The 13,964-nt window shown below is 64.6% G+C and carries 9 protein-coding genes; 6 read left to right on the forward strand and 3 right to left on the reverse strand.

The features are described from left to right. The first annotated feature begins 10 nt into the window (after nucleotides 1-10). On the forward strand, nucleotides 11-2,860 hold the full coding sequence (locus LZC94_46915) for a hypothetical protein (protein WXB15341.1): 2,850 nt from the start codon (nucleotides 11-13) through the stop codon (nucleotides 2,858-2,860). On the opposite strand, the gene LZC94_46920 is transcribed toward LZC94_46915, so the two are convergent. Continuing rightward, nucleotides 2,811-3,827: an RNA polymerase subunit sigma-70 gene (locus LZC94_46920; GenBank protein WXB15342.1), complete on the reverse strand. Its 1,017-nt coding sequence runs from the start codon at nucleotides 3,825-3,827 to the stop codon at nucleotides 2,811-2,813. The two genes, LZC94_46915 and LZC94_46920, sit on opposite strands and share 50 nt — an antisense overlap. 104 nt (nucleotides 3,828-3,931) lie before the next feature. Between LZC94_46920 and LZC94_46925 the strand changes: the two genes are divergently transcribed. Then, nucleotides 3,932-4,258, forward strand: a complete 327-nt coding sequence (locus tag LZC94_46925; protein ID WXB15343.1) for an antibiotic biosynthesis monooxygenase — start codon at nucleotides 3,932-3,934, stop codon at nucleotides 4,256-4,258. An 82-nt stretch (nucleotides 4,259-4,340) separates the two neighbouring features. Here the strand turns inward: LZC94_46925 and LZC94_46930 are convergent, their stop codons facing one another. Next, nucleotides 4,341-6,578: a hypothetical protein gene (locus LZC94_46930; GenBank protein ID WXB15344.1), complete on the reverse strand. Its 2,238-nt coding sequence runs from the start codon at nucleotides 6,576-6,578 to the stop codon at nucleotides 4,341-4,343. Nucleotides 6,579-9,553: 2,975 nt separating this feature from the next. Continuing rightward, nucleotides 9,554-10,513, reverse strand: a complete 960-nt coding sequence (locus tag LZC94_46935) for a M48 family metalloprotease (protein WXB15345.1) — start codon at nucleotides 10,511-10,513, stop codon at nucleotides 9,554-9,556. Nucleotides 10,514-11,135: 622 nt separating this feature from the next. Here LZC94_46935 and LZC94_46940 point away from each other — a divergent pair. From LZC94_46940 to LZC94_46955, 4 genes are all read left to right on the forward strand, one after another. Next, nucleotides 11,136-11,459 carry a hypothetical protein gene (locus LZC94_46940; GenBank protein ID WXB15346.1) on the forward strand — a complete coding sequence of 108 codons (324 nt, stop codon included), beginning with the start codon at nucleotides 11,136-11,138 and terminating at the stop codon, nucleotides 11,457-11,459. A gap of 126 nt (nucleotides 11,460-11,585) precedes the next feature. Continuing rightward, a complete protein-coding gene (locus tag LZC94_46945; GenBank protein ID WXB15347.1) occupies nucleotides 11,586-12,929 on the forward strand; it encodes a DDE-type integrase/transposase/recombinase in 1,344 nt (447 codons plus the stop codon). Then, nucleotides 12,926-13,738 (forward strand): AAA family ATPase, encoded by an 813-nt coding sequence (locus LZC94_46950; protein WXB15348.1) that lies wholly within the window; start codon nucleotides 12,926-12,928, stop codon nucleotides 13,736-13,738. Before LZC94_46945 ends, LZC94_46950 begins: the two co-directional genes overlap by 4 nt. After that, entirely contained in the window at nucleotides 13,735-13,950 is a 216-nt protein-coding gene (locus LZC94_46955) for a hypothetical protein (protein ID WXB15349.1), read from the forward strand. Before LZC94_46950 ends, LZC94_46955 begins: the two co-directional genes overlap by 4 nt. Nucleotides 13,951-13,964 lie beyond the last annotated feature (14 nt).

Below are 13,964 nucleotides of genomic sequence, written 5' to 3' on the forward strand. Positions count from 1 at the left end.
GGAGGTCGCCATGCATGATCGAGCGCGGTTCATCGCCGGATTGCTTTCGGTGGTTGCACTGGGAGCGCCGGCCTGTTCGGTATTTGATCCATCGACACCATCGTCGTCATCCCACGCCGCCGTCACGTCGCCGCCGTTCATCGAGTTCGAGTCCGGGCAAGTCCGGCCCGTCGCGATCTCGCCCGATGGCACCAAGCTGTTCGCGGTCGACACTCCGAACGACACGCTCGAGATCTTCGCGATCACCGCCAGCGGGCTCACGTTCGCCGGACGCGTACCGGTGGGCCTCGAGCCGGTGACGGTGGCGGCGCGCACCAACGACGAGGTGTGGGTGGTCAACCACCTCTCGGACAGCGTGAGCATCGTCACCCTGACCGGCACACCTCACGTCACCCGCACGTTGCTGGTCGGCGACGAGCCCCGCGATCTGGTGTTCGCGGGCACCTTGCAGCGCGCGTTCATCACCACCGCGCACCGCGGCCAACAGCGCAGCGACCCCTCGCTCGCCAACGTACCTGGCGCGGGGGATCCGAAGCTCACCACGCCGTCCGTCCCGCGCGCCGATGTTTGGGTGTTCGATCCCGCGCAGCTCGGCAACACCCTCGGCGGCACGCCGGTGAAGATCCTGAGCTTCTTCACCGACACACCGCGCGCGCTGGCGGTGAGCCCGGATCGCCATACCGTCTTCGTCGCCGGCTTCAAGACGGGCAATCAAACGACGTCGCTCCTGGAAGCGATGGTGTGCGCCGGATTTCGACCCAACACCCCGTGCACCAACACCGACGGCTCCACCTCGCCGGGCGGCAACCCCGGTCCCGCCACCAACTTCCAGGGCAAGCAAGCGCCCGAAGTCTCGCTGATCGTCAAATTCAACGACCTGACCGGGCACTGGGAGGACGAGCTGCACCGCGTATGGGATCACGCCGTGCGGTTCACGCTGCCCGACACCGATGTCTTCTCGTTCGACGCCAACGCGCTCACCCCCATGGCGTCGTTTGCGCATGTCGGCACCACGCTGTTCAACATGGTCACGAACCCGGTCACCGGTGAGCTCTATGTGTCGAACACCGAGGCGCAGAACCACGTGCGATTCGAGGGGCCCGGTCAATTCGGCGGCAGCACCGTGCAGGGGCATCTGGCCGAGACGCGGGTCACCATCCTCTCGGGTGGAAGCGTGGCACCGCGCCACCTCAACAAACATATCGACTACGAGAAGCTCGCCGGCCGGCCCGGCTTCGATCCGACCGCGAAGAACCACAGCCTCTCGACCCCCGTCGACATGGCGGTCAGCGGCGATGGCAAGACGCTCTTCGTCGCCTCCTTCGGCTCGAGCAAAATTGGCGTATTCGACACCGCCGCGCTGCGCACCAACACCTTCGACCCGCGCGCGATCAGCGAGAACTACATTCCGGTCAGCGGCGGCGGTCCGAGCGGCCTCGTGCTCGACGAGGCGCGCGGCCGCCTCTACGTGCTGACCCGGTTCGACAACGCGGTGAAGGTGATCGATCTCGCATCGCGCCGCGAGCTCTCCTCGGCGGTGCTGCCCAACCCCGAGCCCGCATCGGTGGTCGCCGGCCGCCCGTTCCTCTACGACGCGCGCCTATCGGGCAACGGTGAGGCCTCGTGCGCGAGCTGCCACATCTTCGGCGACGTGGACGATCTCGCCTGGGACCTGGGCGATCCCGACTCGCCCGTGACCAAGAACCCCATCACGCGCAACCTCGGTGATGCGTTCACCATCGCCGCGGGCCAGATCTTGTTCGGCTTCCGCGGCAAGATGAATGGCACCGGCAACCCCGATGATTTCCACCCCATGAAGGGCCCGATGACCACGCAAACCTTACGCGGCTTGCGCGAGTCGGGCGCGATGCACTGGCGCGGCGATCGCTCGAATGGCCCATTCGGCGTGAACGCCACCGATGCGACCGTGTCGTTCAACAACTTCATCGTGGCGTTCCCCGGCCTGCTCGGCGCCGAGGCGCAGCCCACGAACACCCAGATGCAGGCGTTCACCAGCTTCCAGCTCCAAGTCACCTTGCCGCCCAACCCGGTGCGCAACCTCGACAACTCGCTCACCGCCGCGCAGCAACGCGGTCGCAATTTCTATTTCGGCCCGCGCGAGTCCGACGGCGTCTCCATCCCGGGCACCCCATTCCGAGGCTTCACCTGCAACGGCTGCCACGAGCTCGATCCGGCCGAGGGCGAGTTCGGCACCAGCAAGAACGCGTCATTCGAGGGCATCATCGCCCAGATCTTCAAGATCCCCCACCTGCGCAACATGTACACCAAGGTCGGCATGTTCGGCGATCCCCGGGTCAAGGTGTTCGACGCGCCCGACAGCGGCTTCACCGGCCCTCAGATCCGCGGCTTCGGCTTCACCAACGACGGCGCGCTCGACACCATGTTCCGCTTCTTCACCGGCGCCATCTTCCACCCGCAGATCAACGCCGGCTTCCCCCTCCTCAACCCCGACGCAACCCGCCGAGACGTCGAGCAGTTCATGCTCGCCTTCGACAGCGATCTCGCTCCGATCGTCGGGCAGCAGGTCACCTTGAGCGCGAACAACGGCGCCGCGGTGGGGCCGCGCATCGATCTCCTCGAGCAGCGCGCGCGTGCCGCCTTCACGTCGAAGCTGCTCGGCGGCGACGTCAAAGAGTGTGAGCTCGTGGCGCAAGTCGCGCGGGGCGGTGCGATCCAGGGGTACCTGTTCAATCCTGCGGCCGGCACATTTACGCGGGCCGGCGATGGCGCAGTGCTCACGGACGGCGCGCTGCGCGGGCTCGCGGCCACGGCGGGCCAAGAGGTGACGTTTACGTGCGTGCCGCCTGGCTCGGGCGCGCGGATCGCGGCGACTCACTGAGATCGAAGTACGAAAAGAGGTTTGGCGATGCAAAACGAATCATTCTCGCGATGCGTCCGCGGCGCATCGCGAGGACGGTCATGGCGGCGGCCTCGTAGGGATCGCCGGCCGTCTTCTGGCGAAAAACAGCCACGGCATGCGCGTGGTTTGCTCGTAGAGGGATGAGCCGGTATCGACTCGGTTCGGTCGCCAGGACATGGGTGAGGAATCGATGAATCGCTTCTTTTCCAGAGTACCACTCTGCGAGGGGCGGCATCGAGAGAATGGCGTCTTCGGCGAGCAGCGCAGTGAATGCATCGAGATCGCCACATTCCCACGCGCCAATGTAGCGTTGGAGCAACGCTTCCTCGTCGGCGGTCGTCATTTCCGACGCTATGTCGTGGGGCGCGTGCGATTCGATTCCTTTGCGCGCTCGCTGAAGGAGCGAATACACGGAGACAATGGTCGTCTCGAGGAGCTCCGCGATTTCTAGCGGCCGCCATCCGAGCACGTCGCTCAGGATGAGCGTGGCCCGCTGTTTCGGAGGCAGCCACTGAAGCGCCGCGATGAACGCGAGACCGATGTTCTCACGAACCAACGTTCGCCTCTCCGGCCCCGGCTCTCTCTCGTCCTCCGCGTCCTCCGCTTCGAACCACGCGTCGGGCGCCGGATCGATCCACCTCTCTTCGTGAGGAGGCGCTCCGTCCCCCATCGTTCGAGCCCGCCGGACCAAATGAGGGAGGCTGCGACGCCGGCGCACCCGGAGTGCATCGAGGCAGGCATTCGTGGCAATCTTGTACAGCCAGGCACGAATCGACTCGCTCGCTCGCACCTCGCCGATCCGCTGCCAAGCGCGCAGCATGGTCTCCTGAGCAACCTCTTCGGCGTCCTGAAGCGAGCCGAGCATACGATAGCAATGCAGGGCAAGAGGGCGCCAATATGGCGCGAGTTGCGCTTCGAAGTGAGCCTTCCGCGATTCTAGGCCCATGTTCCGAGGGGGCTCCGACGCCGTCCGTATTTTTTGGTCGATGAATTTTCGTTCCATCCGTCGTCGTATCGATAGGGCCTACCAAAGCGAGACATGAGGTTCACGTGGACACTTCGATTCTTTTGCGCAGCGACATCGCCACCCTGGTCGTGGTCTTCACAGTCGAGCCGGAGAACCAGGAAAAGCTGATTCAGATCCTCGAAGGCGGCATCGAGACCGTGATGAGCAAGCAGGCGGGCTGCATCTCCGCGACGTTCCTCAAGAGCAAGGACGGCCGTCGCGTCATCAGCTACGCGCAGTGGCGAAGCGGGAAGGACCTCGAAGCGGGGGCCGATCGAAGCCAGCCGCAGGTGGCCGCATACTTCGAGAGCGTGAAGGCCTTGGCAAAGCTCGAGCCGATCCTGTGCGACGTCGTGTCCGTGCATCTTTGAATATCGGCGCTCTATCTGGAATTCGCACCACGGCTGTCAACCAAAGAGCCAGCGATCTGCGCGGACGATGCGCTGCGCGAGCTTACCCGTCGCACCCGCTCGCGGACGGCTGTGGGGCCGGTTCGGGGGCAGCGTTCTCCGTCGATCTCGTCCTCGGCGGTGAAAATGCGCAAGGGCCTACGGTGCCGGTCGGCGAAACCGAGTAGCAGAGGGCGCCGCCTGGGGTCGTCGTCGCCGAGCCACCTGGCTTCACGTCGACGGTGATTTCGTTCCCCTTGGCGGTCGTGGTCACCGAATATCCGTTGGTGGAAGGTGCAACGTCGATGAGCACGTGATCGGCGTCGCCCGTTTGGGTCACCGTATACCGCGCGACGTCCGTCGTGGCGGTGGTCGCATGGTCCGCCGCGAAGAGCAGCACCTGGTTTCGCTGGTTTCGCGGGCCATGCACGTGGACACCGATCACATTGCCGGCGCTCACGTTGCCATCGCTCGCCGATAGCCTCACTTGCTCCGGAACGTCCCTCGAGGCCGAAATGACGGTGAGCCACTCCTGATCGCCTGCAAGGCTCGAATGCTCCTCCAGCCGCGTGACGCCGCCCGGCAAGCTCACCGACTGCACGCTCGCATTTCGAGGGAGCAGCATGCGGATGCTCCCGGTGATGCTGCCGTCCTTGGAAATGTCGAAGCGGCTGGCCGTGGTCGTCCCGGAGGACGGCACCGCCGCGGGCGCGCTCGGGGTGTGAAAGGCCATCCACTGATCGGGGCTACCGGTCACGCTGGTCCGGTCGAAGACGACGAACGTGGAGGGACGGAAGAAGACGAGATCGCGCGTGAACGCGCGGAGGAGCGTCGAGCGGTACATCTGCTCGATGCGAGCTCCGCGCGCCCGTACGAAGCCACCCCAGTCCTCGTAGCGCTCGACGTGGGTTTGCGCCTTGTCTGGCGGCGCGCTCGACTGTCCCGGGTTGAACGGGTTGCTCGGGTCGGACACGAAGAATGTATTGTAGAGTGCACGCGATTTTTTGCCCCAACTGTCGTCGTAGACGAATTTTTCGCCGGCGGGCCCGGCGACGCGAGGGATCCATCCCGTGGCATTCACGAGGACCGGTGCGCGGCCGTTGACGACGCTGAGGCTCCCTTGATTGAACATCTGCTCTCCGGAGTCCGGAGCATTGATGTAGGTGCCGCTCGAGAACGCTGCCCACGCGGCATCGGCCTTCCACGACGAACGCATGGCGACGTGCCCGGGGCCCGGCGCCAGGTACGACAATTCCTTGTCCTGATAGGGCTTCGCGACGAGCGCAGGGTCCCAATAGAGGAACTTCTCCCAAGGCGCTCGATTGTCGGAGGCCGCGATGACGTCCGCCGCGAACGCGCGCGCGGTGGCCGCCGACGGATGACCGAGCTCGCCGAGCGCGGTCGCGAGCGCGCCCGCAAGCGACGCCGACGGCGCGAGGTTCGTCCCCGCCCGTACCGTGCCCTGGTCATCCATCTGCTCGAGCGACGGCCAGGTAAAATACGTCCCGTAGTTGGCTTGATCGCGCGCGAGCGGCACGTCGAGCATCCAATCGAGATTCTTCGCCGTCTTCGCTGCCCACAGGGCGTCGACCATCCCGCGCACCGCGCGCGGGCCGTAGATCCAACCTTCGGGCCAGCCTCCTCCGGCCATCGAACGCACGAACGCGGGCTTGACCAGATTTTCCCACATTTGACTCACGCCCGCGAAGTAGGCTTCGGCCTTGGGATTGTCGCCCTCGGTGCCCAGCGCGGTGGCCAGCTTGGTGAGAAAATAGCCGGCGAAGTAGTTTCCAATCGGCTGATTGCGAATGAACCCCGCGCGGTCGTACCAGTCGATCCATAGGTTCAGCGACGTAATGACGCGCGAACGCGTCGCCGCCGAGAGCGCCGGATGGAGCCAATCGAAGCCGATCGCCATTCCGACGCCATAATTGCGTATCCCATAGCCCGAGTCGGTCGATGGTAATTGTCCCCCGGAGTCGACGGGGGTCGACATCGCATCGAGCAGCCGTCCGCCCGCACTCCCATAAGCCTGTTCGGCGGCGGCGTCGCTGCCGGCGACGACCCGATAGCAGAGCCCGAGCGACATGATCGGCGGGAGGTACTCTTCGCCCTGATACCCTGGTCCGATATTCGGAAATTTGGAATACGCGGCCGCGCTCGGCGGATTGATGGCTCCTGCAGCGTATCCGTCGCATTTCAGTTTGAGCTGGGTCCATGCCGGATCGCTCTCGGCCGCGCGGGCCTTCAAGCGAGCCACCAACGTAGGGGTGAGAAAGAGCCTCGCAGCGGGCCGTGCCACGAGTGCCGCACCGACGTTGCATGCGCGCTCGGTGCTCGCGGATGGGCCGTCGGACGAGCACCCCGATGCGAACGTTGCGATTGCGATGCACGCGGACGCAATGAACGAATCCGTCCGTCGGATGTCCAGCATTCGAGTCGAGCTCCTTGCGCGAGATGGCTGCGTGATGGCTGCGAGCCTGCGGCACGGCGCAATTCCGCCGTCCGCCCCCGGTCCTCGTGCTCGCAGTCGTTGTTCGAGAAGGACCGCACCGACGCGAAGCCGCATCACCCCTTTGCGTCGAGCAAGCCTCGAGCGGGCATCTGCGTTGGCGCAAGGAGAAGGCGAAGACGTGTAATTATCTTCTTATGTGCGATATGATGTGATAAATTCTTACAGCGTTGCGGCCAAATTCTCCGATGGAGACCTCATGCGCCGCAAACCTTCTGCAGCTCAAAAAGGCTGGTGTGAAGCTCATCAAGGTGTCGACGGGATGCCCTTGCGGATGGCGAGCATGCTTGCGCTTGGCCCATGCGGGCCATGCTTCCCGGTGGCACATTCGAAGAAAAGGCCCGAAGAGGCCCCGCCGCAAAGTCCTCCGCGTTTCTCGACGGGTCCAGCTCTTCCGGCTCGCCTTTCAACTCCCGAATGCGCTCCCCACTTCGCCTCCGTTGCCGCCGTCATGGCAGGAGCATGCGTCATAAGCCTGGGTCGGAAAGAACGGGCTCGTGCAAGGATACCGATTGGTTACGAGCGTCCCGCCGCGAAGGCCCGAGGAATTTTCGATTCTTGTTTCGGTTTGCGGTGAGCAGACGAATGCGCGCGCTTGGAACTCGGCGGTAGCCACGTCCACGGGCATTCGAATCTTTGGCGGGAGTGCAGAGGCGTGCCCAGCACGCTGCGCAATCTTTTGGCGTACGATTGGGGCTGTGCGTGCCGTTCGTTCGGTCGCATGCGCTCATTGCGCATCGCTGCAGCTCTCGTACGTCCAAGCCGTGGAGCAGAGCGAGCGTACGATCGCGCGGCGGCGGAAGTCTGTTGGCCGGTTGCGATGGGGGCATCCGTGCTCGTCCTCCTGTTGGGCGCGGGACCCGCGCTCCGCGATTAAGAGTATTCGACCGCGCTCGCGTGGGCTCATCGCTCTTTGCATGTCTAGCGTCCTCGTACGAAGGACCGCAGGGGGTGAGGCCCCCGCGCCAATGCCGCCGCCGCGCGTATCGCCGAACCAAGCTTCGTTGCTTGGACCAACACGTACATGAACTTTTGCGTGGTGACGTCGGGCGCCGCCGGCGCGAAGTACACTCTATGCGTCAATGGCCAATCAATTCACCAATTCGTAACGACGACACCGGCCGACATGGACGTGGACAACAGGTCCTACCGCGTGCGAAGGGACTGCGAGTACAAATTCGAGATCGTGGATGATCATGGTGTTCGACATGCCTACTCCGTTCGAAACGCCGAGCGGGACGATCTTGTTGTCCAAATGCGCGCGCCAACGACCTTTGTTCGTCGAACACAACGCCATCTATGAACAGGGCGGTCCATCTACCACGCACGGACTCGATGTCGGAGCCGCGAGCGACGGCTTCGAGCTACCGCTGAAGTACGACGACATCGTCAAGGCCGGGCCGGAGAGCGTAAAGCGGACGAGGTTGTCGTGTCGCGTTGGGTGTTGCGCGCAGTCTCGTGTGAGACTATCGGGGACGACGAGTTCGTGCTCTTCAAATCGCGATTTGCTCCTCCTGAGGATCTGCCGTCCGCTTCGAGCGATGTGAGCCAGGGTGCATGGCGGGCTTGTCGATCATTTTGAAGGCCGAGTTCCGGCGTCCTTCGAGCTTTTGAAACGGGCGCTCGTTGAGCCGCTCGCGGACTGCGGTATTGAGCTGACCGGCTCGCGAGCCCGCCCACGGATCGAAAGGGGCTCATACGCTGTCGCACGCACAACCGATGTTCGAATCGACGAGGCCGTGCTGGTCCGTTCATGCGATGTCGCGGGCAAATCGTAGAGACGAGAAACGCTCGCTCGTTGCTGACGGTCGGTCGCCGTGAGAGGCTCGCAGAATGTCATTGGGCGCAGTGGTGTTGGGAATTGTGACTCTGGCCGCGTTGCTCGGCATTGGCCGGTACGGTTGGGTGCTCAGGAAGGAAAAGGTGAGAGCTGCGCTGGTCAGCGCCAACGAGCAACGGATGATTCAGGAGGAAGGGGCGAGAGCTGTGCTGGTCCGCGCCGATGAGCGTCGAAGTCGTCTGGTCTCCCGTTTTGGGGCTGATGGGGCGCGGATGATTGAAGCCCGCAGGCTCTGGCGAGGGGCCCACACGATGCTGTCATCGAGGCTTTCGGCGAGCCCGAGGGCATCGACGAGAAGGTGTTGAAGACCAAAACGCGCCTTGTACTCAAGTACGAGCAAGACGGGTTGAGCAATCGCTATGCTCTTCGCATTACGGTCGAGAATGGAGTCGTCGTAAGCTGGGACGATAAGCGCTACTAGAATGACGGCGGACTGACCGATCCCGCACCGTCGGTTCGACGAAGGGCCGTCGAGGTGTCCAGTGTTGCTGATCGCGACGGCTTCGTTGTCTCGTCGACGCTTTCCAGGTCGGATTCCGGCCCTCGCGATGGGGGCGGGTAGAACACGCTCCGATCAGCGTGTCGACCCCGGGGTCGGCATCTTCGTGCGCGCGAAGCTCGAAGCGCACATCGCGTGGGGGGCGGAATTGGCTCGAGTGCACGTTCGCTCCAAGGAGGGAAGCCGGTAATGCGTTTGGGGGCCGCCTTGGCGTACGGCATTCAATCCAACAGGGCCGGTTGTTTCGATATTTCCTCCCGGGGCTCTGGGCGTGCTTTGGCCTTGTCGTACTCACGGTGAGCGTATGCGTGCTGCTCCGCCGCGCCGAGCCCGGAAACGGACGAAGGTGCACCGTGAGCACGATCCGGGGTCGTTGATGACGTCGTCGGGCTCGGAGAGGGGACGCGCGCCGCGAAGGAGTAGGCGTTATCTCGACTCGGAGTTGTTCGAGCTTCGTTCGAGCTCTGCGAATCGACGTTCGAGATCGTCGCTCGTCTCCCGTTCCAACTCGCGCTCGAGCTCCTCGGACGCCTCTTTCAGCAGGTCTCGATCGGGGTCTGCGCGATCGACGTTGTCTCTCCGAGCGCGCGGCACCGTGATGCGGGTAGGTACGTTCCGAATTGTCTTGGTGAATGCTTCACGCAAGCGCTCCGCGGCGCCCGTCAGGACGTCGCTTGCGCGATCGATGAGGGGTGGTTCGCCCTCGGGAGGGAGTCCCCTGTCTTCGGCGGCGGCATAAGGTCCGATGAGCGCGTGGAGACGCGAGTCGATCTCTTCGAGCGAGCACGTTGCCGGACCGAGGCCCGTAAGCGCGCGATAGACATCGCTCTCGGAGAAGAGCCAGGTGGCGTAGATTCGGATGATCACCTCGGGGTGTGAGTCTCCGATCGCGTGACGATGACGGTTGCTCACGGCCTCGGCGTACATCCGGCTCTTGCGAATGCTCTCGACCCATTCCGCGGGCCACACGTTCTCGATGCCGCCGAGGATGGTCGCCATGCGCACGACCGCTTCGGGATTGCGACAGGCAATGAGACCTATCCGGTCTGCCGTTATCTCGGCCGCCCTGCAGTATGCGGCGGCGAGCTCCCGATGGCCGATCCGCCGAGAGCCAGCGAGAATGTGGTACAAGAAGAATGGATCGACGCCGCTCATGCCGCGCGGACCGTGCGCGAGGTGATGGCCGATCTCGTGACCGAGCACCGCGAGCACGCCGTCGTCGTCGAGCCGCTCGAGAAGATCTCCTTGCAGCTGGATGAGCAGCGGGCCGTCGCTCGTGCGATGCGTTGCGGCGTTCAAATGCGCGGCAGGTCCCGCCTTTTGAAGAATCTCGATCTCGCGCGAGACACCAAGACGCGCTCGCGCGACGTTCGCGAGATGGTGCACGCGCGCTCGTTGGGCGTCGGGCAGGAGCTCGGATTCCCAAAACCATTCACGCTTCACGTCCTCCGAGCGAGGATACGTTGGCAATAGATGCCCTAGCTGTTAACGCACCTATCTGTTGACGCTCGATGGCGCGAGATCGCGCCGGAAGTATGAGGGAGAGCGGCCATAGGCGACCTATTCCCCATCACATACATGGATTGGTCCCTTTCCCTCCAAGGGAGGTAGAGCGGGGCACGGAGGTGGAGCGTCGACGTGGTGTCGTCTGAAGACAAAAAGGAGACGGGAGGACCCGATTGGAAGCGGAAACGTCCTCCCGTCGCGCTCCGATCGCATGCTACCGAGACGGAGCGTTTACGTCGTCGTTCATCTGGCCATAGATGTCAAGAATTGGGCGAAGTCGCCGCCGAGCGTGGAGGCCGGCCGCCCCTCCTGCTGCCCCCGGTGCGGCGCGGCGTCGCGCCCGGTGGGGGGATTGCTCGGTCTCTGGGGGCATGGGCTTCGGGCTCGGCAAGTCCGCGGGCCGACAGAGCCCGAGGCAGCTCCGACGATGAGCGTCGTGCGGGTACGGCGTTACCAGTGTCGGCGCTGCAAAGCGACGATCACCGTGTTGCCTCGAGGAGCCGTGGCGCGTCGGCATTACAGCGCGGGGGCCATCGCCCTGGCGTGCGCGCTCTACGGCATGCTCGGCGCGACGCTTTCGGACACGCGCAGGCGGACGAGCCCCTGGCGTAGCGCCGAAGCAGGGTGGCCGACGCTCCGACGATGGCTCCAGGCCGTCGAGCGGCGCGTCCTGTTTCGCGTCGTACGGCCGTGGCCACGCGAAGCGCTGTTGCGGGCGCGAGCCGAGCGCGTCGCGGCCACGCTCGTCGCGTTCGCGCCCTTACCCCACCTCGTCTCGATCGAGGCGAGGGCGTTCGAGGGGGCCGCCTTCGCGGGGCGCGATTGACCCTCTGCCTCCAAGTGCAAGCCCGCGCCCCACCGCGTTGGATCGTCGCGCGCTGCGATCGAGTGCGCTCCATTCCCGTAGGCGCTCGGGCGTAGGGTCGTCCGGCGCAGAAATGGTGTATACTGCATGCAATCGCTCACTCCCAAAGATCACGCCGAGGCGGTCGCGCTTTATCGAAGTGAGATCGTAGGCTCCCTCACGCGCCGCGAGCTCGATCGCGGCCAGTTGGCCGAGGCGCTCACCGAGCTTTCTCAGCAGCGCTTTCGTCCACCACGAGGCCACTCGTCGCGCACCTACTCGGTCGCGACACTCGAGCGTTGGTACTACGCGTACAAGGAAGGAGGCCTCGAAGCGCTGCGTCCGCAGGCCCGTTGCGACCGTGGTCGGGGGCGCGAGATGCCCGTCGCCCTGCGCGAGCTTTTGGTCGACATTCGCCACGAGCATCCGTCGGCATCGGTGCCGCTCATCCTGCAGACGCTCGGAGCCGACGGGCGCCTCGAGCCGGGCACCGTCAGCGCGTCGACGGTGCGCCGTTTCTTCGCCGAGCGCGGGCTCGACAAGGCATCGCTGCGCGCCGGCGGTACGCGCGGCAAGATGCGGTTGCGTTGGCAGGCCGAGCATCCGGGCGCCCTCTGGCAGGGGGATGTCTGCCATGGCGCGCCGCTCGTCCATTCGTCCGGCTCGACGACTGTGCGCATCCACGCGCTCATGGATGATGCGTCTCGCTACGTCATTGCACTTGAAGCCATGACCTACGAGCGCGAGATCGACATGCTGTCGGTCTTCGTACGCGCCGTGCGCAAGCATGGTCCCCCCGACGCCATGTACCTCGACAACGGCGCCACCTACCGCGGCGAGACGCTCTCTCTCTCGTGCGCCCGTATGGGCACCACGCTGGTGCATTCCAAGCCGTACGATGCCCCGGCTCGCGGCAAGATCGAGCGCTTCTGGCGTACGTTGCGCGAAGGGTGCCTCGATCACATAGGCTCGCTCACCTCGCTCCACGCCCTCAACGTCCGGCTCTGGGCGTGGCTCGATGAGCACTACCACAAGACCCCTCACGGCGCGCTGATGGGCAAAACGCCGCTCGAAGTCTTCACCGCCGCTGCAAGCGAGCCCGATCCCTTCGACGAAAGAAAGCTACGCGCTGCACTCACCGTCCACGCCCGTCGTCGCGTCCGTCGCGACAACACCATCGCAATGGATGGCGTGGACTGGGAGACCGATCTGCACTTTCTTGCCGGCCAACTCGTCTCCGTCTCGCGCTGCCTGGTCGATCCGAGCGAGCCGCCATTCATCGACCACGAAGGCAAGCGCTTCGTCCTGCACCCGGTCGACCCCGTGCGAAACGCAACGCGTCCGCGCTCGGCACAAAACCTCGACGAGCCTCACGTTGCACGTGTCGCATTCGACCCATCGCGCGCGCTGCTCGACAAGGCGCTCGGCAGAAAGCCGGAGGGATCGCGATGAGCCCCGAGACGCTCTCCCACTTCGGTTTGAATCAAGAGCCATTTTCCAAGGAGATCGACGACGCGGATCTATGGCTGCCCCCCAGCAAGCACGCCGTCCTCGACGAGCTCACCGACGCGGTGCACGCTCGAAAAAGCGCCGTCCTCACCGGCGAGCCGGGCGCCGGAAAAACCTGCCTCTTGCGCGCGTTGCGGCACGCGCTCAAGGCCGACACCTTCCGTCTGACCTATTGCCACAACGTTACGCTCGGCCGGCGCGATTTCTATCGCCAGCTATGTCTCGCCCTCGGCGTTCCCCGTGGTGCCACTGCTGGTGATGTCTTCTTGTCCGTGAGTACCCACGTCGAGGAGCTCGCCAAAGAGCGCGTCTTCCCCGTCTTCCTCGTCGACGAGGCGCACCTGCTTCATCAGGACACGCTCGACCATCTCCACATCTTGCTCAATTACGCATGGGACAGTCGCGCACTGTTGTCGCTGCTGCTGGTCGGGTTACCCGATCTCGACGACCGACTGCGCCTACGGCGCAATCGGTCGCTCTATTCGCGATTACACCACCGCGTTTCCATCGGGTCGCTCACCGCCGACGATACGGCCGATTACGTCCGCATGCGAGTCACCCGCGCCGGCGGACCGAAAGATCTCTTCGCCCCCGACGCCGTCGCCATGCTCCACGAGGCGGCCGCCGGCAGCCTGCGCGACACCGATCGCATCGCCACCGCCGCTCTGCGCTTGGCAGTCCGGCGCAAACGCAAGACCATCGAACGCGAGCTCCTCGCCCGCGTCCTTCACGCCGAAGGAATTGCCACATGAATCGCGTGACCCTCGAAGCGGCCGCCCTGCGCGTCGCCATCACCCTCGTCCGGCGTACGCTCCGCGACGTCTACCTTCCAGGCGACGACGCCTTCGAGCCTCACCAACGTGACGTAGGCCGGGTACTCGAGTTGCTCGACCAACTCGAGATCGCGCTGCTCCGCCTCGACATCGCCCTGGACCGCGACCGCATCGGCTCGCAGCCCTTCTGACGCAGACCGCCCGC

This window comes from Sorangiineae bacterium MSr11954 (assembly GCA_037157815.1).
GTDB lineage: Bacteria > Myxococcota_A > Polyangia > Polyangiales > Polyangiaceae > Pendulispora > Pendulispora albinea.

Coding starts and splice junctions, on each gene's coding strand:
- LZC94_46945 (WXB15347.1), top strand. CDS start 11,586: ATGCAATCGCTCACTCCCAAAGATCACGCCGAGGCGGTCGCGCTTTAT.
- LZC94_46950 (WXB15348.1), top strand. CDS start 12,926: ATGAGCCCCGAGACGCTCTCCCACTTCGGTTTGAATCAAGAGCCATTT.
- LZC94_46920 (WXB15342.1), bottom strand. CDS start 3,827: ATGGGCCTAGAATCGCGGAAGGCTCACTTCGAAGCGCAACTCGCGCCA.
- LZC94_46915 (WXB15341.1), top strand. CDS start 11: ATGCATGATCGAGCGCGGTTCATCGCCGGATTGCTTTCGGTGGTTGCA.
- LZC94_46955 (WXB15349.1), top strand. CDS start 13,735: ATGAATCGCGTGACCCTCGAAGCGGCCGCCCTGCGCGTCGCCATCACC.